The 21,524-nt window shown below is 63.7% G+C and carries 21 protein-coding genes; 12 read left to right on the top strand and 9 right to left on the bottom strand.

What is annotated here, in order from left to right; translation table 11 throughout:
* Positions 1-93: 93 nt before the first annotated feature.
* On the top strand, positions 94-2,145 hold the full coding sequence (locus tag NKJ84_RS12755; RefSeq protein ID WP_352506731.1) for an elongation factor G: 2,052 nt from the start codon (positions 94-96) through the stop codon (positions 2,143-2,145).
* A gap of 840 nt (positions 2,146-2,985) precedes the next feature.
* Positions 2,986-3,483: a methyltransferase family protein gene (locus NKJ84_RS12750; protein WP_352506730.1), complete on the top strand. Its 498-nt coding sequence runs from the start codon at positions 2,986-2,988 to the stop codon at positions 3,481-3,483.
* 256 nt (positions 3,484-3,739) lie between these two features.
* On the opposite strand, the gene NKJ84_RS12745 is transcribed toward NKJ84_RS12750, so the two are convergent.
* Both NKJ84_RS12745 and trxB read right to left on the bottom strand, forming a co-directional pair.
* Entirely contained in the window at positions 3,740-4,636 is an 897-nt protein-coding gene (locus tag NKJ84_RS12745; protein WP_023719100.1) for a LysR family transcriptional regulator, read from the bottom strand.
* 97 nt (positions 4,637-4,733) lie between these two features.
* Positions 4,734-5,708: a thioredoxin-disulfide reductase gene (gene trxB / locus NKJ84_RS12740; protein WP_254819256.1), complete on the bottom strand. Its 975-nt coding sequence runs from the start codon at positions 5,706-5,708 to the stop codon at positions 4,734-4,736.
* Positions 5,709-5,962: 254 nt separating this feature from the next.
* On the opposite strand from trxB, the gene NKJ84_RS12735 reads away from it, so the two are divergent.
* Positions 5,963-6,439, top strand: coding sequence for an Lrp/AsnC family transcriptional regulator (locus NKJ84_RS12735; RefSeq protein ID WP_352506729.1), 477 nt, complete (start codon positions 5,963-5,965; stop codon positions 6,437-6,439).
* Positions 6,440-6,709: 270 nt separating this feature from the next.
* Here the strand turns inward: NKJ84_RS12735 and NKJ84_RS12730 are convergent, their stop codons facing one another.
* The 3 genes from NKJ84_RS12730 to NKJ84_RS12720 all read right to left on the bottom strand — a co-directional run bounded on the left by NKJ84_RS12730 (position 6,710) and on the right by NKJ84_RS12720 (position 9,543).
* Entirely contained in the window at positions 6,710-7,285 is a 576-nt protein-coding gene (locus NKJ84_RS12730) for a D-sedoheptulose-7-phosphate isomerase (RefSeq protein ID WP_254819255.1), read from the bottom strand.
* Positions 7,286-7,292: 7 nt separating this feature from the next.
* Positions 7,293-8,771 carry a D-glycero-beta-D-manno-heptose-7-phosphate kinase gene (rfaE1, locus tag NKJ84_RS12725; protein ID WP_352506728.1) on the bottom strand — a complete coding sequence of 493 codons (1,479 nt, stop codon included), beginning with the start codon at positions 8,769-8,771 and terminating at the stop codon, positions 7,293-7,295.
* A 139-nt stretch (positions 8,772-8,910) separates the two neighbouring features.
* Positions 8,911-9,543: a LysE family translocator gene (locus NKJ84_RS12720; protein ID WP_352506727.1), complete on the bottom strand. Its 633-nt coding sequence runs from the start codon at positions 9,541-9,543 to the stop codon at positions 8,911-8,913.
* A gap of 176 nt (positions 9,544-9,719) precedes the next feature.
* On the opposite strand from NKJ84_RS12720, the gene rfaD reads away from it, so the two are divergent.
* From rfaD to waaC, 3 genes are read left to right on the top strand one after another with little or no spacing between them, the layout of a single operon-like run.
* Entirely contained in the window at positions 9,720-10,670 is a 951-nt protein-coding gene (gene rfaD / locus NKJ84_RS12715) for an ADP-glyceromanno-heptose 6-epimerase (RefSeq protein ID WP_352506726.1), read from the top strand.
* Positions 10,643-11,650: a lipopolysaccharide heptosyltransferase II gene (gene waaF / locus NKJ84_RS12710; protein WP_352506725.1), complete on the top strand. Its 1,008-nt coding sequence runs from the start codon at positions 10,643-10,645 to the stop codon at positions 11,648-11,650. The genes rfaD and waaF overlap by 28 nt, the downstream gene beginning before the upstream one ends.
* Positions 11,647-12,621: a lipopolysaccharide heptosyltransferase I gene (gene waaC, locus NKJ84_RS12705; protein WP_352506724.1), complete on the top strand. Its 975-nt coding sequence runs from the start codon at positions 11,647-11,649 to the stop codon at positions 12,619-12,621. Before waaF ends, waaC begins: the two co-directional genes overlap by 4 nt.
* 137 nt (positions 12,622-12,758) lie before the next feature.
* Here waaC and greA read toward each other — a convergent pair whose 3' ends face one another.
* Positions 12,759-13,232: a transcription elongation factor GreA gene (gene greA, locus NKJ84_RS12700; protein ID WP_023719113.1), complete on the bottom strand. Its 474-nt coding sequence runs from the start codon at positions 13,230-13,232 to the stop codon at positions 12,759-12,761.
* 316 nt (positions 13,233-13,548) lie between these two features.
* Positions 13,549-14,106 (bottom strand): tetratricopeptide repeat protein, encoded by a 558-nt coding sequence (locus NKJ84_RS12695; protein WP_254819249.1) that lies wholly within the window; start codon positions 14,104-14,106, stop codon positions 13,549-13,551.
* A gap of 236 nt (positions 14,107-14,342) precedes the next feature.
* Between NKJ84_RS12695 and NKJ84_RS12690 the strand changes: the two genes are divergently transcribed.
* The 3 genes from NKJ84_RS12690 to NKJ84_RS12680 all read left to right on the top strand — a co-directional run bounded on the left by NKJ84_RS12690 (position 14,343) and on the right by NKJ84_RS12680 (position 16,765).
* On the top strand, positions 14,343-14,768 hold the full coding sequence (locus NKJ84_RS12690; protein WP_254819248.1) for a DUF3775 domain-containing protein: 426 nt from the start codon (positions 14,343-14,345) through the stop codon (positions 14,766-14,768).
* A 76-nt stretch (positions 14,769-14,844) separates the two neighbouring features.
* Complete coding sequence (locus NKJ84_RS12685; RefSeq protein ID WP_352477870.1) at positions 14,845-15,810, top strand: extensin family protein; 966 nt, start codon at positions 14,845-14,847, stop codon at positions 15,808-15,810.
* 115 nt (positions 15,811-15,925) lie between these two features.
* Positions 15,926-16,765 carry an extensin-like domain-containing protein gene (locus NKJ84_RS12680; RefSeq protein ID WP_352506723.1) on the top strand — a complete coding sequence of 280 codons (840 nt, stop codon included), beginning with the start codon at positions 15,926-15,928 and terminating at the stop codon, positions 16,763-16,765.
* Here the strand turns inward: NKJ84_RS12680 and NKJ84_RS12675 are convergent.
* On the bottom strand, positions 16,747-17,064 hold the full coding sequence (locus tag NKJ84_RS12675) for a hypothetical protein (protein ID WP_352506722.1): 318 nt from the start codon (positions 17,062-17,064) through the stop codon (positions 16,747-16,749). The genes NKJ84_RS12680 and NKJ84_RS12675 overlap by 19 nt on opposite strands.
* A 250-nt stretch (positions 17,065-17,314) precedes the next feature.
* Between NKJ84_RS12675 and NKJ84_RS12670 the strand changes: the two genes are divergently transcribed.
* A complete protein-coding gene (locus tag NKJ84_RS12670) occupies positions 17,315-18,022 on the top strand; it encodes an LssY C-terminal domain-containing protein (RefSeq protein WP_352506721.1) in 708 nt (235 codons plus the stop codon).
* Between the two features lie 42 nt (positions 18,023-18,064).
* Here NKJ84_RS12670 and NKJ84_RS12665 read toward each other — a convergent pair whose 3' ends face one another.
* Positions 18,065-19,084 (bottom strand): zinc-dependent alcohol dehydrogenase family protein, encoded by a 1,020-nt coding sequence (locus NKJ84_RS12665; protein ID WP_352506720.1) that lies wholly within the window; start codon positions 19,082-19,084, stop codon positions 18,065-18,067.
* 125 nt (positions 19,085-19,209) lie between these two features.
* Here NKJ84_RS12665 and NKJ84_RS12660 point away from each other — a divergent pair, with 125 nt between their 5' ends.
* Positions 19,210-20,136 (top strand): LysR family transcriptional regulator, encoded by a 927-nt coding sequence (locus NKJ84_RS12660; protein ID WP_352506719.1) that lies wholly within the window; start codon positions 19,210-19,212, stop codon positions 20,134-20,136.
* 76 nt (positions 20,137-20,212) lie between these two features.
* Entirely contained in the window at positions 20,213-21,523 is a 1,311-nt protein-coding gene (locus tag NKJ84_RS12655) for a hemolysin family protein (RefSeq protein ID WP_352506718.1), read from the top strand.
* Position 21,524 lies beyond the last annotated feature (1 nt).

The following is a 21,524-nucleotide window of genomic DNA, read 5'->3' as shown; positions in this document are numbered from 1 at the left end:
CTTTGGGTAGGTGGCAAATTGAAAAAAGCCTCGCCCGCGACGGCCGACAGGCCGGCCGCCGCTCACAGGGAAACGCCTGAGTGGAGGTCAGCCATGGGTACTCGCGCCGGAGGACGACGCACGGGACCGAAATGCATTGCCATAGTCGGTCCCTTTGCAAGCGGTAAGACGACACTTCTCGAAGCCATACTCGCCCGTACAGGCGCCATTCCCCGCCAGAATCCCGTTTCGTCCGGAAATACCGTTTCCGATCATTCGCCGGAAGCGCGCGCTCACGGCATGAGCGTCGAGGCGACCTTCGCCACAACCGATTTCATGGGCGAGCCGTTCACCTTCGTCGATTGTCCCGGCTCCATCGAATTCTCCTTCGAAGCCGAGCCGGTGCTGGCTGCCTGCGACGTCGCCGTGGTCGTCGCCGAGGCTGACGAGAAGAAGATCCCTGCCCTGCAGCTGATCATGCGCAAGCTCGACGATCTCGGCGTGCCGCGTATGCTGTTCCTGAACAAGGTCGACAAGGCGATATCAGGCGTGCGCGACACGCTGAAGATGCTGCAGCCGGCAAGCACGGTGCCATTGCTGCTGCGCCAGATCCCGCTGCGCAAGGACGGCGTCGTCATCGGCTCGATCGACCTCGCTCTGGAGCGTGCCTACATCTATCGCGAATATGCCGAGAGCGAGGTCGCCCAGATCCCGAGCGACGACAAGGCGCGCGAGCTCGAGGCGCGCTTTTCCATGCTGGAGACGCTCGCCGACCATGACGACCGCCTGATGGAGCAATTGCTGGACGAGATCGAACCGCCAAAGGACGCGATCTTCGATGACCTCGCCGCGGATCTGCGCGACGGCACGGTGACGCCGGTGCTGATCGGCACCGCCGAGAAGGGCAACGGTGTGCTGCGCCTGTTGAAGGCGATCCGTCACGACGCACCCGATATCGCGGCGACGCGCCAGCGTCTCGGCGCTCCCGACGGCAATGCCACCGTGGTCCAGGTGATGAAGACCATCCACACCGCGCATGGCGGCAAGCTGTCGGTCTCGCGCATCCTGTCCGGTCAGGTCGCCGACGCCGCCGAGCTGTTCCTTCCCAGCGGCGAGACGGCAAAGGTCTCCGGCATCTACAAGATGCTCGGCAAGGACCAGGTCAAGCTGACTTCGGCCAAGGCCGGCGACACGGTGGCGCTCGGCAAGCTGGACGCCGTCAGGACCGGCCAGACGCTGAGCTCGACCAAGGGCGGCATCAAGCCGCTGGTCACGCTGACCCCGCCGCAACCGGTCTTCGCCTTCGCGCTGCGGCCGAAAGAGCGCAAGGACGAGGTCAAGATGTCGGCGGCCATCCAGCGCCTGGCCGAGGAAGATCCCTCGCTCAGTCTGCATCACAACCAGGATTCAGCCGAAACCGTGCTGTCCGGTCATGGCGAGATGCATGTGCGCGTCGTGCGCGAGCGGCTGGAAGGCAAGAACCAGATCCCGGTTGAAGGCCATGTGCCGGCCGTGCCCTATCGGGAGACGATCCGAAAAGCGACGCAGCAGCGCGGCCGCCACAAGAAACAATCGGGCGGCCACGGCCAGTTCGGCGACGTAGTGCTGGAGATCAAGCCGCTGCCGCGCGGGTCAGGTTTCCAGTTCACCGATACGATCACCGGCGGCGTCGTGCCGAAGACGTACATCCAGTCGGTCGAGACCGGCGTGCGCGATTACCTGAAATCCGGCCCGCTCGGCTTTCCGGTCGTCGATGTTGCCGTCAACCTTTCCGACGGCTCCTACCATGCGGTGGATTCCTCCGACATGGCCTTCCAGATGGCGGCGAAGCTGGCGATGAAGGAAGGCATGGCCGCCTGCTCGCCGGTGCTGCTCGAACCGGTGATGAAGGTCGAGATCGTCACGCCGTCGGATGCGACGTCGAAGATCATCGCGCTGATCCCGCAGCGGCGCGGCCAGATCCTCGGCTACGACGCGCGGCCCGACTGGCCGGGATGGGACGTGGTCGAGGCGACCATGCCGCAGGCCGAGATCGGCGACCTCATCATCGAGCTGCGCTCGGCCACGGCTGGTGTCGCCAGCTATCGGGCCGTCTTCGACCACATGGCCGAACTCACCGGGCGGTTGGCCGACGAAGCGCTGAACGCCAACGGCAAGGCCGCCTGAACAGCAGCTTGCGGCGGCCAGAACACAAGGAAGCAAACAAGGAAACGGCGCCCGGATCATTCGGGCGCCGTTTCGTTGCGGACCGACTTCGTGGGAGGCGAAACGGCAGGTCCGCCGCATGCTTGCCGCCGGTGTCTGGCGGCGGAGGATGGTTCGGACGCGGTAGCTGCCTGAGCCCGGGTCGTCCGAGTGATGCCCCCATCCCCCGGACGAGCCACACCGCGTCCTATGCTCTGCTTACCCGATTTGGCGTGCCAACGCATGTTACCCGAGGTTACATGTCACTGTTACGCGCCAGTTCCGGCCGATTTTCCGGCGAAGTGTTGGTTTCGGGCAACAAAAAAGCCGGATCAATGAAGACCCGGCTGAGTTTGATTGGAAGTGCCTGTTAAGGCTAACCTCCAGAGGGGAACACTCGAGAGCGCTAATGGGAGGAGAACGCGCTCAGGAGATGATCTATATATGTGCTCTTCATGCCCAAGAAACAAGCATCTATTTTGCAACACTCACATGCAAAAAGGCGCCGGCTGTGGTCTAATCCGTCCCGAAGCGCAATAGGACCAGTTGAATCGCTGAAATACAGCGTGCGGCAAGGCAAAAATCGATCCGCAGCCGCGAATCAGCAGCGATTCCTGCTCGGAAAGTCGAAAAACGCACAATGACGTGGAATCGTGCAGCACGCGTTTGTTTTTTCGGCAGCCAGACCTTGCTGGTGCATGCCGCCCAAAAAGCCCGCCATCGAGCTTGACCTGAGGGTGTAGCGGTTTGGGTTACATGCCGGACAAGACCTGAAGCGCTTTGCAGGAGACCGTTCAAGGCCGCACCCGTAAGGAGAGCTATATGCGAGCCACTTCGGCGATCGCCGGCAGCGTCATCTTCCTTGCGGCAGCGCCCGGCGTGGTCGCCGGACTGCTGCCTTGGCTGCTGACCGATCGCTATCGCCTGCCCTGGTCGAGACTGCTCGGTTTCGTTCCTGTGGGCTGGCTGCTGATTGTGGCCGGCACAATCGTGCTGCTGCACGCCTTTGCCCGTTTTGCTCTGGAGGGCCTGGGTACGCCAGCCCCGGTCGCGCCGACCGGGAGGCTGGTCGTCGGCGGCATCTATCGCCATGTCCGCAACCCGATGTACGTCGCCGTGCTGTCGATCGTCCTCGGCCAGGCACTGCTGTTTTCGAGCGGGACGGTCGCCGCCTATCTAGTCATCGCCGCGGCCGCCATGATCTCCTTCGTAAAACTATATGAGGAACCGACGCTTGCCCGCCGCTACGGCGCCGAATACGAAGCCTACCGCCGGGCCGTACCAGGCTGGCTGCCCCGGCTGACGCCTTGGCGCGGCTAATTTCTGGACGCCGACAATTGGCGAAACCGGTGAGACAGCTCCTTTCTCCCCGTCACCATACGGGGAGAAGTGCCCGGCAGGGCGATGGGGGGGCATCAGGACTGCCCATCGAAGGGCAAGTGCGACGAAGGCTGGCGCTGCCCCTTCTCTGGCTGCCGCCATCTTCTCCACGTATAGTGACGGGAAGAAGGACGAATTCGCCGAAGCCTTCGCCATCGCCCGACGTTGCTCAGAAGTCGACGAGCGGCACTGGTAACTAAAACGACCAGCTGCGCGCCTTGGCGATGATGAAATCGCGGAAGACATGCAGCTTCGCCTGGTTCTTCATCGCGTCGGGATAGGCGAAATAGGTATCGAAGGACGGCACTTCGGTTTCGGGCAACAACTGCACCAGCCCGGAATCCTTGCTGACCACATAATCCGGCAGCATGGCGATGCCGGCGCCGCCCTGCACCGCTCGCTTGATCGACAGAATGTCGTTGATCTGCAGCGTCGGCACCCTTTGCCCACCTTCGAAATCGCCGACCGTCTCCAGCCAGTTCAGTTCCGACAGATGCGCCGGCACCGGCACGCCGAAGGTGACGATGCGATGGGCCTTCAGCTCGGCGATCGAATTCGGCTTGCCGTATTTGTTCACATAGGAGGGCGCCGCGTAGAGATGGAAATGCACGGTGAACAGGCGGCGCTGGATGAGGTCCGGCTGCTGCGGCTGGCGCAGCCTGATGGCGCAGTCGGCCTGGCGCATGGTGAGATCGAGCTCCTCATTGGCCAGGATGAGCTGCAGGCTGACCTCGGGATAGAGCTCGATGAATTCCTGCACGCGCTCGGTCAGCCAGCCGGCGCCGAGGCCGACCGTGGTCGTCACCCTGAGCACGCCGGAGGGCCGGTCCTTGGTTTCGGTCAATCGTGATTTGATGGTTTCGAGCTTCATCAGCACGTCGTGTGCCGTGCGGAACAGCATCTCGCCCTGCTCGGTCAGCACCAGGCCGCGGGCATGGCGATTGAACAGCGGCACGCCGACGTCATGCTCGAGCGCGCTGACCTGCCGCGAGATCGCCGATTGCGACAAATGCAGTGTTTCCGCGGCATGGGTGAACGACCCCGCTTCCGCCGCGGCGTGAAACACGCGTAGCTTGTCCCAATCCAACGCCATGATTTCCCCTCGTCCTGTTTTCTGGCGTCCGCCTGTTTTGGCGTCTAAATGAAAAATCAGGCTTTTGCGCGGCTTGTCTCAGCCGCTTGTTCAACAATCACTCCGCCGCTTCGCGGTGAACCTCGATCCCCGCCAAATATTTTTCCGCCTCGAGCGCGGCCATGCAGCCGAGACCGGCCGCCGTCACCGCCTGGCGGTAGATGTCGTCGGTCACATCGCCGGCGGCGAACACACCCGGCATATCGGTGCGGGTCGAATCCGGCGCCGTCCACAGATAGCCGTTCGGCTTCTGCTTCAGCTTGCCGGCAAACAGCTCGACCGCCGGCGCGTGGCCGATCGCCACGAACACGCCGTCGACCACCAGATGCATCTCCTGCCCGGTCACCACGTTGCGCAGCTTCAGCCCTTCGACCGACGGCGGCAGCGGCGCCTTGCCGGGCCTGCCGGTGATCTCGTCGACCACCGTGTCCCAGATGATGCGGACATTGTCTTTCTGCAGCAGCCGCTCGCGCAGGATGCGCTCGGCGCGGAAATCGCTGCGCCTGTGGATAACGGTGACGCTCTTGGCCAGGTTGGAGAGATAGAGCGCTTCCTCCACAGCCGAATTGCCGCCGCCGATCACCGCGACATCCTTGCCGCGATAGAAGAAGCCGTCGCAGGTGGCGCAGGCGGAGACGCCAAAACCCATGAAGGTCTGTTCGCTCGGAATGCCCAGCCATTTCGCCTGCGCGCCGGTGGCGATGATCAGCGCGTCGGCGGTATAGATCGTGCCGGAATCGCCCTTGGCGCGGAACGGCCGCACGTTCAGGTCGACCTCGGTGATGATGTCGTTGACGATGTCGGTGCCGACATGCTCGGCCTGCCTGAGCATTTCGCTCATCAGCCATGGACCCTGGATCGGTTCGGCGAAGCCCGGATAGTTTTCGACGTCGGTGGTGATCATCAGTTGCCCGCCCTGCTGCAGGCCGGCGACCAGCATTGGCTTGAGCATGGCGCGGGCGGCATAGATTGCCGCCGTATAGCCGGCGGGGCCGGAGCCGATGATGAGAACAGGCGCGTGCTTGGTGATCATGAAAAGCCTCTGCGGGGAGCAGCCATGGATTGTGGCATAAACTCTCGTCGATTGTTGCGCGTAATGTAAGTGTTGCCTGCGACGCCAGCAAGGCAAGTTGCCGTTCGTCCCCGGAAAGCTTCGGCACCGGCGACGGCGACAAGCAACCGCAGCGAGATGATGCGAAAATCCTCGATCCAGCGGATGGAATAGACAGCAAAGTCGTTTAACTACAAAGTCGCGAAAGATTCTTTCGCGTCACCACGGAAGCCGCCATGCCGATCAAGGCCGATCTCGATGCCATCGACTGGAAGATCCTGCGCGAGCTTCAGCAGGACGGACGCATGACCAATGTCGAACTGTCGAGCCGCGTCGGCATTTCGGCGCCGCCGTGCCTGCGCCGCGTCCGGCGGCTGGAAGAAGCCGGCGTCATCCGCGGCTACCGTGCCCTGCTCAACGCTCCGGCACTCGGCCTCGACGTCGTCGCCTTCTGCCTGATCGGCCTGCATCACCAGGCTGATGCCGAGCTCAAGACCTTCGCCGAGCGCACCCGCGGCTGGCCGATCGTGCGCGATGCCTGGATGGTGTCGGGCGAATCCGATTTCCTGCTGCATTGCGTGGCGAGCGATCTCGGCACCTTCCAGACCTTCGTCATCGAGGAACTGGCCTCGGCCCCAAATGTCGACACGGTGCGAACCGCGCTGACCATCCGCCGGGTCAAGGACGAAGGGCTGGTGGCGTTTTCGGCTTGAGACCAGGCAAAGCGCCGGAGAAACAAAATCCGGAAACAAAAAACCCGCCTCGGCGGGCGGATCGTCGGTGGGAATCATCACCACAGTTAAATTAGTAGCATAGCTGCCGGCACAAAGCAAGAACAAAATGTGGCTATGCGTCAAATAATAATCGCTACAGACTGGCGCTGCCCTCACCTTGCCCTCCCCGTGAAGGACGGGGGAGGGGTCGCCAGCGTTGCGGCTACTTCTCCCCGTTGACAATTGACGGCCTCTACTGGCCTGGCGCAATCACCCTGCGTCGCAGAGGCGCGTTTCGACCAGTTCGCAGAGATGGTGGTAAAGGCACAAATGCCCCTGCTGGATGATCGGCGTCGAGGTCGAGGGTACGTTGAGCAGGATGTCGGAGAGCGGCTTCAGCTTGCCGCCGGTGTCGCCGGTCAGGCTGACCACCGTCATGCCCATCATGCGCGCTTGCTGGGCGGCGGCGAGGATGCTTGGCGAATTGCCGCTGGTCGAGATGGCGAGCAGCACGGCGCCTGCCGAACCATGCGCCTCGACCTGGCGCGCAAACACCGTGTCGAAGCCGTAATCATTGCCCCAGGCGGTCAGCACCGCCGCGTTGGCCGGCAGCGCGATGACGTTGTAGGCCTTGCGCTCCCTGAGGAAGCGGCCGACCAGCTCGCCGGCGATATGGATGGCGTCGCTGGCCGAACCACCATTGCCGGCTATCAGCAGCGCCTTGCCCTGCGAAAGCGCGGCGACGACGGCGCTGACCGCCCGCTCCATCTCGCTGGTCAGGTCGCGCTCGATCATCGCCGAAATCGCGGCCGCCGAGCGGGCCAGGTAATCGTTCAGTTCGGACATGAAACCCTCAGTTCCCGGCGCGCAGTCTGCCGATGGTGCCGGTCGTGCTCTTGCCGGCGACGAGATCGACCAGCACGACGCGCCCCCCGGCCTTCTGCACGACATCGGCGCCAACCACCTGATCGACCGTATAGTCAGCGCCCTTGACCAGTATGTCGGGGCTCAGCGCCTCGATCAGTGAAAGCGGCGTATCCTCCTCGAAGATGACGACGGCGTCGACCGAGGCAAGTGCTGCAAGCACGCAGGCCCGGTCATGCTGGTCGTTGACCGGGCGTCCCGGCCCTTTCAGCCGGCGCACCGAGGCATCGCTGTTGAGGCCGAGCACCAGCCGGTCGCACTGGCTGCGCGCCGCATGCAACAGGCTGACATGGCCGGCATGCAGGATATCGAAACAGCCATTGGTGAAGCCGACGCTCAAGCCCTCGTCCTTCCACGCAGCCACCAGCCGTGCTGCGGCGGCGGCATCGAGGATCGCATCCTTGTGGGCGACCGGACCATGCGAGCGAAACAGCGCACCGGTGAGTTCCTCGATCGTCAGCCGCGCGGTGCCGCGCTTGCCGACGACGACGCCGCCGGCGGCGTTGGCGATCGATCCGGCCATCACACGATCAGCCCCTGCTGCAAGAGCCAGCGCGAAGGTCGCGATTACCGTGTCGCCGGCGCCCGAAACGTCGAACACTTCGCGCGCCTGCGTGGCGATATGGCGGGCGTCGTCCGCACCGACGACGCTCATGCCCTTTTCGCTGCGCGTCGCGACGACGAAATCGAAACCGTGCGCCGAAATCAGCTTGCGCGCCGCCGCCTCGATCTGGTCATCGGCAAACACTGCGCGGCCGACCGCCTCGCCGAGTTCCTTGCGGTTGGGCGTGATTGCCGTCGCGCCGGCATAACGCGCATAATCCCTACCCTTCGGGTCGACCAGCACCGGCTTGCCCGCTTCCCGGCAGATCGAGATCAGCTCACCGGCGACGCCGTCGAGCAGCACGCCCTTGCCATAGTCGGACAGGATGACGATGTCGGCGCGCACCAGCGCTTCGCGAAAATGCCCGACCAATGTCGCGTGCTCGGCATCGCCCAGCGGCTTGATTTCCTCTTCGTCGAAACGCAGCACCTGCTGGTTGAGCGCGCTGAAGCGGCTTTTGGACGACGTCATGCGATCGGCATCCTGTGCCAGCCCACCGGTGTCGACGCCAAATTCGCCGAGCATGCGCATGAGGTTCTTGCCGGCCTCGTCGGCGCCGATCACCGAGACCGGTATGACGGCAGCGCCGAGCGAAACGATATTGGCGACGACATTGCCGGCGCCGCCCATCGCCAGCGTTTCGCCGCGCCCGTGCAGCACGGGGATCGGCGCTTCCGGCGAAATGCGCTCGATCACGCCGTTGACGAAACGGTCGAGTATGAAATCGCCGACCACCAGCACGGTGGCGCTGCCGAAGCGCGAAATGGCGCGGTGAAGTGGTTCAGGAGAGGGCAGCTTGATCATGTTAACGCGCGGGAGGGCCGATTTTCGGTGACGGGGAATTCGATTGGCAGGGCCGGCCGTTCATGGCGATGCCGATATACCGCAATTTCAGCCGACGCAACGGCAGGCCTTCGACCGATCGCGGTGGCGAGGCAATGCGTCAGCTTTTCTGCAACGCGACATGCACGCCCAGTCCGACAAGCACCGCACCGCCGGCGCGCCGCATCAGGCGCTGCGCCCGGCTCGACTGCCTTAGCCTGGCGATCACTGCGCCGGCCAGCACCACGCAAACAATGTCGGCCGACGAGAACATCAAATTGACGATCGTTCCAAGCACGACGAACTGCAGCCAGACCGGAAACGCTGCTGAGGCATCGATGAATTGTGGCAGGAACGCCATGAAGAAAATCGCCGTCTTGGGGTTGAGCACCTCGACGGCAACGCTCTCGAAAAAGGCGCGGCGGGCGGATTTCGGCTGAATTCCCGGCAAGACAACGTCGCTTTGCGCCTTGGCGCGAAACAGCGAAACACCGAGCCAGATCAGATACAGCGCACCGACCAGCTTGACCGCCATGTAAAGCACCGGCACGGCATGGAACAGCACCGACAGGCCGACAGCGGCGACGAAGACATGAACGTAGCCGCCAAGATGGATGCCGAGCGCCGCCATCAGGCCGGACCAGCGGCCGCGCGCCATGGTTTGCGCAGCGGCATAGAGCATGGCGGGGCCGGGGATATAGGCGAAGATCGCCGTGGTGGCGAAAAAGGCGACAAGCAGTTCGGTTGACGGCATTACCTTGCTCCTGTCGCCGGTTGGCCGGCAGGCCGACTGAAACGTGACGTTTGCGGCGGCACTGTGGCGCTCATCCAACCGCCCCGCCACCTGCTTTGTCGACAGCCCGGCCCGCCTCCCCTATAAGGCCAGAATCCGACGAGGGCTACAACCGGCACAAGGTACCAGAGGATTTCATGATCATCGTCACGGGCGGCGCCGGCATGATCGGTTCCAACATCGTCGCTGCGCTCAACGCTGACGGTTTCAGCGACATCCTCGTCATCGACGACCTCACCGACGGCCACAAGATCGCTAATCTCGCCGATCTCGAGATCGCCGACTATCTCGACAAGGACGACTTTTTGGCGCGGATGGAGGCCGGTGACCTCGGCCGCATCGAGGCGGTTTTCCACCAGGGTGCCTGCTCGACCACCACCGAATGGAACGGCAAGTTCATGATGGAGGTCAACTACACCTATTCGAAGCACCTGCTGCACGCCTGCCTGGCCTTGCGCGTACCCTTCCTCTATGCCTCGTCCGCTTCGGTCTATGGCGGCGGCGCCGAGTTCCGCGAGGAGCCGGAATGCGAGCGGCCGCTGAACGTCTATGCCTATTCGAAAAAGCTGTTCGACGACTATGTCCGCCGCACCGTTTTCGATACCGATCACTCGCCGGTCGCGGGCCTGCGTTATTTCAACGTCTATGGACCGCGCGAGGCACATAAGGGCGCCATGGCCTCTGTCGCCTTCCATTTGTTCAACCAGGTCGAACGCGGCGAAAACCCCAAGCTGTTCGGCGCCTATGGCGGTTTCGGGCCCGGCGAGCAGAGCCGCGACTTCATCCATGTCGGCGATGTCGCCGAGGTCAATCTGTGGCTGTGGAAACGCGGTTCCAGCGGCATCTTCAACTGCGGCACCGGCAAGGCCCAGCCGTTTCGCGCCATTGCCGAAACGGTGATCGATACGCTTGGCAAGGGCCAGATCGAATTCATCGAGTTTCCCGACCACCTCAAGGGCAGCTACCAGAGCTTTACGCAAGCTGATATGTCCCGCTTGCGCGCAGCCGGTTACAATGGCCAGTTCCGCACAGTGGAAACCGGCGTCAGAGACTATGTCGAATGGCTGAAAGCCCAACGATCCTCGTGATCGGCCCACGCTGGGTGGGCGACATGGTGATGGCGCAGTGCCTGTTCCAGGCGCTGAGGGAGCTTCATCCGAACGCCGCCATCGACGTGCTGGCGCCGGCGTGGGCAGCACCGCTGGTCAAGCGCATGCCCGACATCCGCCAGCAGATCGACCTGCCGCTGCCATCTGGCGCGTTCGAATTCCGCGTCCGAAGGCGCTTCGGCCGCCTGCTGCGCGGCCGCTACGACATGGCCTTTGTCCTGCCGGGAAGCTGGAAGTCGGCGCTGATCCCGTTCTTTGCCGGCATTCCGCGCCGTGTCGGCCATCTCAAGGAAATGCGCTACGGGCTGCTGACCGACATCGTGCCCTTGCCCGATCGCCTGAAACGGCGCACCGCGCAGGCCTATTTCAGCCTTGCCCGCGGCGGCGCCTTCCATGCGCCGAAGCTCGCTGTCGATCAAGCCAGCCAGGCGGCACTGCTCAGCCGTTTCGAGCTGACGGCGGGGAAATTCGTGGCACTCATGCCCGGCGCCGAATTCGGCCCGGCCAAACGCTGGCCGAGCGAACACTATGCCGGCCTTGCCCGCGAGATGATGGCGAAAGGGTTTGGCGTCGCGCTGTTCGGATCGAAGAACGACGCTGAGGTGACGGCTGAAATCGCGGCGCTGGCGCCGGGCGCCTCCGACCTTGCCGGCCAGACGCGGCTGGAGGATGCCATCGACCTGATCGCCGCCGCGAGGCTCGCCGTCTCCAACGACAGCGGGCTGATGCATGTCGCCGCCGCCGTCGGCACGCCGGTCGTCGCCGTCTACGGCTCGACCTCGCCCGACAACACGCCGCCGCTCGCCGAGCACCGCGAACTGGTCTGGCTCGGCCTGTCCTGTTCGCCCTGCCACAAAAAAATCTGCCCGCTCGGTCATCTCAACTGCCTGAAGACGTTGGAGGTCGAACGCGTCGTGGCGGCGGCGGAGCGGCTGCTGGAAATGCCGGCCGCCGCATGAAGGTGCTGATCGTCAAGACGTCGTCGATGGGCGACGTCATCCACACCTTTCCCGCAGTGGAGGACGCGCGCCGCGCCCGCCCGGATATTTCCTTCCACTGGTGCCTGGAAGAGGCCTTTGCCGGCATCGTGGCGCTGCATCCAGCCATCCAAACCATCCACAGCGTGGCGATCCGGCGCTGGCGCGGGAAGCTGCTCGAGCCCGGCACATGGCGGGAAGTGGTCGGCCTGCGCAGCGCCTTGCGCGCGTCCCGCTACGACCTCGTCCTCGATGCGCAAGGCTTGCTGAAATCGGCGCTGGTTGCGCGGCTGACGGCAGCACCGATCGCCGGCTTCGACCGCTCGAGCGCCCGCGAGCCTTCGGCGAGCCTGTTTTATGGCCATCGCTACGCCGTGCCGCTCGGCCTGCATGCCATCGAGCGCACGAGACGCCTGTTCGGGCTGGCGCTCGGCTACGAGCCGGATTTTTCCCGGCTTGAATCGGGAATCGTGCCGCCAGCCGGAAAATCGACTTTTGTCGGCGAAAAGACAGCCTTCCTGCTGCACGGCACCAGCCGCGAGGACAAGAAATGGCCGGTCGCGGACTGGATCGAAATCGCCAGGCTTCTCGTGGCACGAGGGATGACCCCGGTCACCACCTGGTCGAACGACCGGGAACAGGCGGTTGCCGAAGCGATCGCCCGCGTCGTTTCGCAAACCGTGGTGGTTCCCAGGTCGCCGCTTGCCGAGATCGCCGCCGTCATCGGCAGCTCGACGCTGGTCATCGGCGCCGACACCGGCCTGACCCACCTCGCCAGCGCTTTCGGCCTGCCGACGGTGGCTGTATTCCTGGCGACGGAGCCCGGCCTGACCGGCCCGCGCGGGCCGTTCTCATCGACGCTACTGGCCGCGCCTGGCCGCAGCGTCACGCCGCGGGAGGTGATGGCGGAAGCTGAGAGATTGCTGGCGCTTAAATTACAAGGCGCTGCATAGGACCTTTTCAGAATTCGCTCTGGCGAGTCGAATAGCATGGTTTTCGAGAACCGGAGCGGAGCGTACTTAGAGTACGTGAGCACCGGAAGCGCAGAAAACCGCGCTAGTCGGCCGCCAGAGTAGAATTATCAAAGGTCCTAGATGAACTGCACCTGGACGATCTCATAACCCCTGGCGCCGCCCGGTGCGTTGACCTCGATGGCATCGCCGACTTCCTTGCCGATCAGGGCGCGCGCGATCGGCGAGGAGATCGAGATGCGGCCGGACTTCACGTCCGCTTCCTGGTCGCCGACGATCTGGTAGGTCTTTTTCTCCTCGGTATCCTCGTCGACCAGCACCACGGTGGCGCCGAACTTGACCTTGTCGCCGCTGAGCTTGGTGACGTCGATCACCTCGGCCCGCGCGATCAGGTCCTCGAGTTCGTTGACCCGGCCCTCATTGAGGCTCTGTGCCTCTTTTGCCGCGTGATATTCGGCATTTTCGGAGAGGTCGCCATGCGAGCGCGCTTCGGAAATCGCCTCGATGATACGCGGCCGCTCCTGTTGCTGGCGCCAGCGCAGTTCTTCCTTCAATGACGCGAACCCCTCGCCTGTCATCGGGACCTTGTTCATAATGCCTGACCTTTCCTGCCGCCGCCCCCGCAATCGGGAGCGACCTTGTCGATGGTACAAAAAGAAAACGGTCCGGCAGCCTCGCTAACGGAACCGTCTCACCACAATCTTTGCAAGATATAGCAATCTTCGCGGGTTTTTCACGTCCAAAAAGTCGGATTTTGAAAAATCATCCACCGATTGCGCGGCTGACCTAACGTCAAGGAGCGCATCACGTGTACCGTGATGCCAAATTCCAGTTCGGAGCAGCATGCGAGCACAGCAAAAAACCGGCTGCGATCGCCGCAGCCGGTATGAGCAGCGTCCGGAGGTCGGATCAACTCCTCATGAAATGATCGATCTGCTCCGACAGCATGCCGTATTCGCGAGATCCCTTGCCCGTGCGCTTCTCGATTTCGCGGAGCTGTTCCTGGGCGCCGGCAAGATCGCCGATCTGCAGGTGCGCCTCGCCGAGATATTCGCGCACCAGCGTGTAGTTCGGGTCGATGCGCAGCGCTTCCTCGTAGTAGCCGAGGCCAACGGTGACGCGGCCGGAATGGCGGTGCGAATAGCCGAGATAGTTGAGGATGCGCGGGTCCTGCTTGTTGGCGGCGAGGCTGAGCACGGCGATCGCCTCGTCATAGCGTCCATCCATCGCCAGCGCGCGACCGGCATCATAGATGCTGTCGTCATCCAGCATACCTTGCTTGGGCGAGACACATTTCTTCTGCTTCTTGTCCCAGGCCTCCCCCTTCTTGCACTGGCTCTGGCCGCCGCCGCCATTGCCGCCGCCGCCACCACCACCTCCCCCGCCTTCACCAGCCGAAAACGCCGGAGCCGCAATCAGCGGCAGGGCGGCAATGGCCATGGCGTAAATCAGCAATCGTCTGCGCATTACACTCTCCTTTGAACCTGACAATGCAACACTAACGCCGGGCCAAAGCCGTTTCGTCCCGGAAAATGTCATCCTATCTCAAAACCGCGATCTCTCCCAGCAAGGCCATCTTATTCCGGGAAGAGAGGGCATCATAAATCATGGTTCACGATTAACGCCCACGCGCAAGAGAACGTGACGAGCGCTGCAAATCCGCTATCATCGGGCCGACCGAGCACGAAGCAGGGAGACGGCCGGTGCAGCAACGCGTTGAACGAGACTGGGAGCTTTCGATCGGTCCCGACACCGTGCGCCTGTTCATCCTGAAGGCGAAGGCGCTCAGCGCCGCCGTCAACGAAGACTATGCCGACGGTGCCGAGCACGAGGTAGAGCTTGACGGCAACGCGCACGACAACCACCATCATGACGGCCTTGCCGAGGAAAGCTCCGAAGATCTCACCGAGGAAGAACTGCGCGAGCTGATCGACGATCTCAATGTCGACGAAGCGGCCGAACTGATTGCGTTGGCCTGGGTCGGCCGCGGCGACTATGACGCGACGGAATGGACGGACGCGCTGACCGCCGCCCGCGAGCGCGCCAACAAACGCACGGCAAAATATCTACTCGGCATGCCGCTGCTGGCGGACTGGCTCGAGGAGGGGCTGGAAGCGATCGGCGCGTAACAGCGCGGTTACCGATTGTGATCGCCAGCCCTCCTCGCCCAAGGCAACTTCCCTGCATTCTGGCCGTTGCGATCCAATGGCGGCGTTTGGCTTTTTCAGATTGGGCAGATTGCTGCTGGCCGTTGCGGCTACGCCGCTGGCGGGACCCGTTTCGGCCAAGGCGCCCGAGCTGCCGCCAACCGCACCGGTTCCGCAACTCAACCAGCAAGTCACTCCGCCAGCACCAACCGAGATCCCGGTCCCCGAACCACGCCCCGCTCCGGAGGCTGAGCGGCCCAAAAACGGTCAGCCTCAAAACGATCAGCCCCAAAATGGCCAGTCCAGGACCGAGCAGCCGAAGCCGCCGGCGATCGCACCACAGCCGCCTGAAAAGCCGGCGCAGGCCGAGCCGCAGGCAAACCCATCGGTCGCGCCACAAAATCCGGCCGAGGCAGACAAAAAGGCGGAGCAAGAAATCCTTCCCGATCCTCGATCGGTCGCAATTGCCGAGAAAGAAATGCCGGCCGAGGAATTGGCCTGCCGCAGGCGGCTGAAATCGATGGGCGTCGATTTCGAGGAGCGCAAGCCCGAGCATGATACGGCGGTCGGTTGCTCGATCCCCTACCCGATCGTGCTGAGGACGCTCGGCAAATCCATCGCCATCGGCCCGGAGCCCGAGCTCAATTGCCAGATGGCTGAAGCGGCCGCACGCTTTGCTGCTTCGGTCATCCAGCCTGCTGCAAAGGCCGAGTTCGGCATGGATATCAAATCGATCGGCCAGGCCTCCGCCTTCGTCTGCCGGTCGCGCAATGGCGGCGGCAAATTGTCGGAGCACGCCTTCGGCAATGCGCTCGATATCGCCAGCTTCACGCTTTCGGACGGGAAGGAGATCGATGTCGGCCCGGCGCCGCCGGAAAAGGACGCGAAATTCCTGGACACAGTGCGCAAGGCAGCCTGCGGACCGTTCAAGACCGTGCTTGGCCCCGGCAGCGACGCCGATCATTCGCAGCATCTCCATTTCGATCTCGAACCGCGCCGCAATGGCGGCACGTTTTGCCAATGACGCCGGCCGCGATGATGGGCGCCGCAATTTGGCCGCAGACGTGAACGGCGCCGCTGATTTTTCCTTTACTCTTCAGGTTTAGAGTCTGTGCCATCTGGGGACAGGAACCCTTCCGATGGCCGGGCTAATTCGCGCTGCGCTTGTCGCTGCGCGGCACACAGGACGCGCGCGCATGGCCGGCAGGCTTGCCGTCGTGATTGCCATTGCGGCGGTCTCCGCCTGCAACACCGGCAGCGTGCTGTCGCTGCAGCCGGCCGTCGACGTCGGGAGCCAGACCGCTGCCGTTCCGCCCTATTCCGGCCAGCAAGATTCCGGCCCAGAATATTCCGGCATGCAGCGCCTCGTCCCATCCAACCCCTATATGACGGCCGCCTATCCGCGCATGGACAATCCGATGTCGCCGGCCGAACAGATGCCGGCCGCAGAGATCGATTGCCGCAAGGAGCTGAAACGCCTCGGCGTCGTCTACACCGACGTCGCGCCGATCCATGAAGGCCAATGCGGCATCGATTATCCGGTCAGGGTCTCGGCCATCGGCAGCGTCGCGATGAAGCCGGCCGCGACGCTGACCTGCGACATGGCCGCCAGCTTTGCCGGCTGGACCAGGAATGAACTCGTCCCGTCGGCCCGCTGGCGCTATTTTTCAGGCGTCAAGACCATCCACCAGGGCTCGAGCTATTCCTGCCGCAGGATCGCCGGCGAAGGTGTTTTGTCGGAACACGGCAAGGGCAATGCGCTCGACGTGATGAGCATCGAGCTTAACAATGGCGACGACATCGACGTCCGCAAGCCCGGCCTGTTCGCCTTCCGCACGCGCGGCTTCCTCAACAATGTGCGGGCCGACGGCTGCCAGTATTTCACCACCGTGCTCGGCCCCGGCTACAACTACGACCACCGCAACCATTTCCATTTCGACATCAAGAATCGCAAGAACGGCTACCGCGCCTGCCGCTGACCGTTCCGGTTTTCAGATGAAATGCGACAAGTTATTTCGTGCAACAGCGCCTGGATCAGCCGCGTTGTGTGCCGCCGGTGGAAGCCATGCTGCGCCACCAGGTCCTGGACGTGCCACAAGTTTCTGTCGCGGATTCCGCTTTCCTCGAGCATGCTGACGGTGCGGAACAGATACTGCGCGGACGAACCCCAATGTCCGGCTGCCCGCGCCAGCGTCTGCGTCCAGATCAGCGAGCCGTAGGCAAAGACCCAGAGCGCTTTGGCGCCGGTATTCCAGAAGCAGCTGCTCGACAAGATCATCGAACTCCGCGTCGCTATGCTCGGTCGTCCCCGGCTCGGGGCCGGGATCCGGCTCGACCCGTTCGACCAGCGCGATAAGGTCGGCGGTCAACGCCATGGCAGTGCCGCGCGCCGGTTTACCCTCCATCACGCCCTCATTCGTGCTAGCCGGTTCTACGCCATTTCATGCTAAAATATGAGGATAGACCGGCTGCGCGCCGCTTGCCAAGGATTTCGACGGCCCGACGGGCCTGCCAGTTCGAGCCAATGCATGAGCCAACGAAGCCTTCGACGACGTGCAACGACCTGGCTGGTGGCATGCTGTGCCGCTTATCTTTCGCTCGCCTATTTCGCCGCGCCTGAGTTCTGGACGTTACGGGACCGCAATTTTCGCAATCAGCAATTCGAGATGGTGACGCACACGCCGCAAGGCATTCCGGGCGATCCGATCAATGTCGGCCTTGTCGGCACCAAGAAGGAGCTTGTCCATGCTTTTGCCGTCGCCGGCTGGGATACGGCAGACGCGGTCTCGCTGAAGACGGCGATCGAGATCGGCGAAAGCGTGCTGTTTGACCGCCCCTATCCCGACGCGCCGGTCAGCCGGCTGCTGTTCGAAGGCCGCGCCCAGGACCTAGCCTTCGAAAAGCCGGTCGGCGACAGCGCCGACCGGCGCCACCACGTCCGCTTCTGGCAGACCGCTGCGACCGGAGACGACGGCCGGCCGCTTTGGCTTGGCTCGGCAAGCTTTGACCGCGGCGTCGGCCTCAGCCATGACACCGGCGCGATCACTCATCACATCGGCCCCGACATCGACGCCGAGCGCGATGGGCTGATGCGCGACCTGTCCGCCGCCGGCATGCTGATCTCGACCAGCGACATACCAGGGGTCGGCGCCACAAAGACCGGGCGCAACGGCGAAGGCGATCCCTATTTCACCGACGGCAAGGCCATCATCGGCGTACTGCTGCAACTGCCGTAGGCGCGCAATCGGCCCGTCTGACAGCCATTTCGCCCGATGGGCTCAGGGGACGGTGATCACGATCTTGCCGAACGGTCCGGTCTCCAGACGCTCGAATGCCTGCGGCACCTCGTCGAAGCCAAACACCCTGTCGATCACCGGCCTGATCGCGAGCGTCTCGATCGCCTGGTTCATTCGTTCGAAGGCGCGGCGGTGGCCGATCGATATGCCCTGCACGACGATCCGGTTGCGCAGGAACGGAATGATCGGGAAACTGAGCTCCATGCTGCCGAGAAGGCCGATGAGCGACAGCCTGCCGTCGGCGCCCAGCGCATTGAGCGAGCGCCGCGCATTGTCGCCGCCGACCATCTCCAGCACGTGCCTGACGCCGGCGCCGTCTGTCAGCTCGCGGGCGACCTCGTCCCATGCCGGATGGCTGCGATAATTGATCCCCTTCCAGGCGCCGAGCGCTTCTGCCCGCTCGAGCTTCTCGTCGCTGCTCGAGGTGACGATGGCGCGCAGGCCGAAAGCGGCGGCGAACTGCAGCGCAAACAGCGACACGCCGCCGGTGCCTTGGATGAGAACGGTCTCACCCGGGATAGGCTTGGCCGCCTCGACCAGCGCGAACCACGCCGTCAGCGCCGCGATCGGCAGCGTCGATGCCTCGACATCGCTGAGCGACGGCGGCGCCGCCACGGCGGCATCCTCGTGAAAGAGCACATGCTCGGACAGCATGCCGGGCAGTGACGAACCAAGCGTATGCTTGTGCAGCACCGGCGGGGCGTTGCCGTCCGGCCAGTCGGCGATCACCTGACCGAGCACGCGCTGCCCGATGCCGAAGCGGCTGACTTCGCTGCCGGTGGCGACAACTTCGCCAACCGCGTCCGATGTCGGCACGAACGGCAAGCTGAGGTCCGGTATCAGCACGCCATCGACGATCATCCTGTCCTTGTAATTCAGCGATACCGCTGTGACGCGTACCAGAAGATCATGCGGCCCGGGTCGGGGCAGCTTTCCCTCGGCCGGCTTCAAACTGGACAGGCCGAAACCGGTCATCTGCCAGGATCTGTTTTGGGTGCTCATTGGTTCGCGCTCCGTGGTTGATGGTGCGCGAGACATTTATGCCGTTTCACTATGGAGAAAAGTGCTTCCATGTGGCATGTTATGCAACAGATTAAGGAGCAAAACTCTACAATAGGAGCGCTTCATTGGAATCGGCCGATTTGCAAGGCATCGTCGCATTCGTTCACGCGGTGGAGGCCGGCAGCTTCACCGGCGCCGGCGCGCGGCTGCATGTCACGAAATCGGCGGTCGGCAAGTCGATCGCGCAGCTGGAACAGCGATTGGGCGTTCGCCTGCTCAACCGCACCACCCGCAGCCTGAGCCCGACCAGTGAGGGCCTGAGCTATTACGAAGCCTGCGTCAGGGCACTGGCCGAGATCGAAGCCGCGCAGTCGCTGCTGGCTTCGCGCAAGCAGGTGCCTTCCGGGCGGCTGCGTGTCGACCTGCCTTTGGCCTTCGGCCGGCGGTGCGTCGCCCCGGTTCTGTTCGACATTTCCAAAAAATTCCCGGATCTGACGATGGAAATCTCGTTCAACGACCGGCGCGTCGACCTGATCGAGGAAGGCATCGACCTGGCGGTGCGCATGGGCGACCTCGACGACAGCTTGTCGCTCGCCGCGCGCCGCATCTATGCCCAGCGTTCGGCCATCGTCGCCGCCCCCGCCTATCTCGACGCCCATGGCAGGCCGCACTCGATCGAGGACCTGCCCAGGCACAGCCTCATCGGCTACGGCCGCGACGGCACGGTCCATCCCTGGACCGTCAGGCATGCCGACGGCCGTCTCGAAAAATTCGCGCCCAAGGCGCGGCTGGTGCTCGGCCACGGCGAACCGATGCTCGATGCGGTACTGGCCGGCTGCGGTATCGTCTATCTGCCGACATGGCTGACGGCCGGCAGCATCAGGCGCGGCGAGCTCGAAATGGTTCTGTCGGACTGCCTTGTCGAAAACACCGTGGTGCATGCCATCTGGCCGGTAACACGCAATCTCGCACCAAAGGTGCGCGTCGTCGTCGACGCCCTGATCGAGCATTTTTCCGCGCCGCCCTGGGATGCGGCCTGGGGTGCCGCCTGATTTGCCCCGCTCGCTAGATTTAAAAAGCGCGACCGTCCTATTTTCGAAAACCGCGCGGCAATGCTATGGACCCGGCATGCTTTATGCTGAAATTGCCATCGTGGTCGTCCTCATCTGCGTGAACGGCCTTCTGTCGATGTCCGAACTCGCCATCGTCTCGTCGCGGCCGGCGCGCCTCAAGACGATGATCGACCGCAACGTCAAGGGTGCCGGCCGGGCTCTGGCGCTCGGCGCCAATCCGGGAAAGTTCCTGTCCTCGGTGCAGATCGGCATCACTTTGGTCGGCGTCTTGTCCGGCGCCTTTTCCGGCGCCACGCTCGGCGAGCGGCTGGCCACCTTCCTGGCATCGGCCGGCGTCCGCGAAAGCCTCGCCGACCCGCTCGGTGTCGGCATTGTCGTCGCCATCATCACCTATGGCTCGTTGATCATCGGCGAACTGGTGCCCAAGCAGATCGCATTACGCGACCCCGAACGGGTCGCCGTCAGGGTCGCTCCGGCAATGACCATCCTCGCCAGCGTTTCGGCGCCGCTGGTCTTCCTGCTCGATTTTTCCGGCCGCGCCCTGCTGTGGCTGCTTGGCCAGCACGGCCAGAGCGAGGAGAGGGTCACCGACGAGGAGATCAAGATGCTGGTCGCCGAAGCCGAGCACCACGGCACCATCGAATCCGACGAACGGCGCATGATCGCCGGCGTGATGCGGCTCGGCGACCGCGCCGTGCGCGCGGTGATGACGCCGCGCACCGAGGTCGACTGGATCAATCTGCAATCCGACGAGGCGGCCATCAGAAAGCTGCTGATGGACACCCAGCATTCGCGCCTGCCGGCCGGCGACGGCGGCGTCGACGCCATGATCGGCGTCGTCCAGACCCGCGACGTGCTGGCGGCGATGCTCGGCGGCCGCGCTCTCGACCCGCGCCGGCACGTGCGCACGGCCCCAATCGTGCATGACCAGGCCGATGCGCTGGACGTGCTTGCGACACTGAAGGAATCCGACGTGCCGATGGCGCTGGTACATGACGAATACGGCCATTTCGAAGGCATCGTCACCCCGGCCGACATACTGGAAGCGATTACCGGCGTCTTCCGTTCGGATCTCGATGCCGGCGAAGAGGAAAACGCCGTCAAGCGCGAGGACGGCTCATGGCTGCTTGCCGGCTACATGCAGGCCGACGAGATGGCGGAGGTCCTCGGCATCGACCTGCCCGAGAACCGCGACTACGAAACCGTCGCCGGCTATGTGCTGTCGCATTTGCATCATCTGCCGGCGACCGGCGAATGCGTCGACGCGCAAGGCTGGCGCTTCGAGGTCGTCGACCTCGACGGCCGCCGCATCGACAAGCTTATCGCCACCCGCCTGCCCGGCGGTCACCGCGAGGTCGTGCGGTAAC

This window comes from Mesorhizobium sp. M0048 (assembly GCF_040323405.1).
Taxonomy (GTDB): Bacteria; Pseudomonadota; Alphaproteobacteria; order Rhizobiales; family Rhizobiaceae; genus Mesorhizobium.
This window is presented reverse-complemented; position numbering and strand designations above follow the sequence as displayed.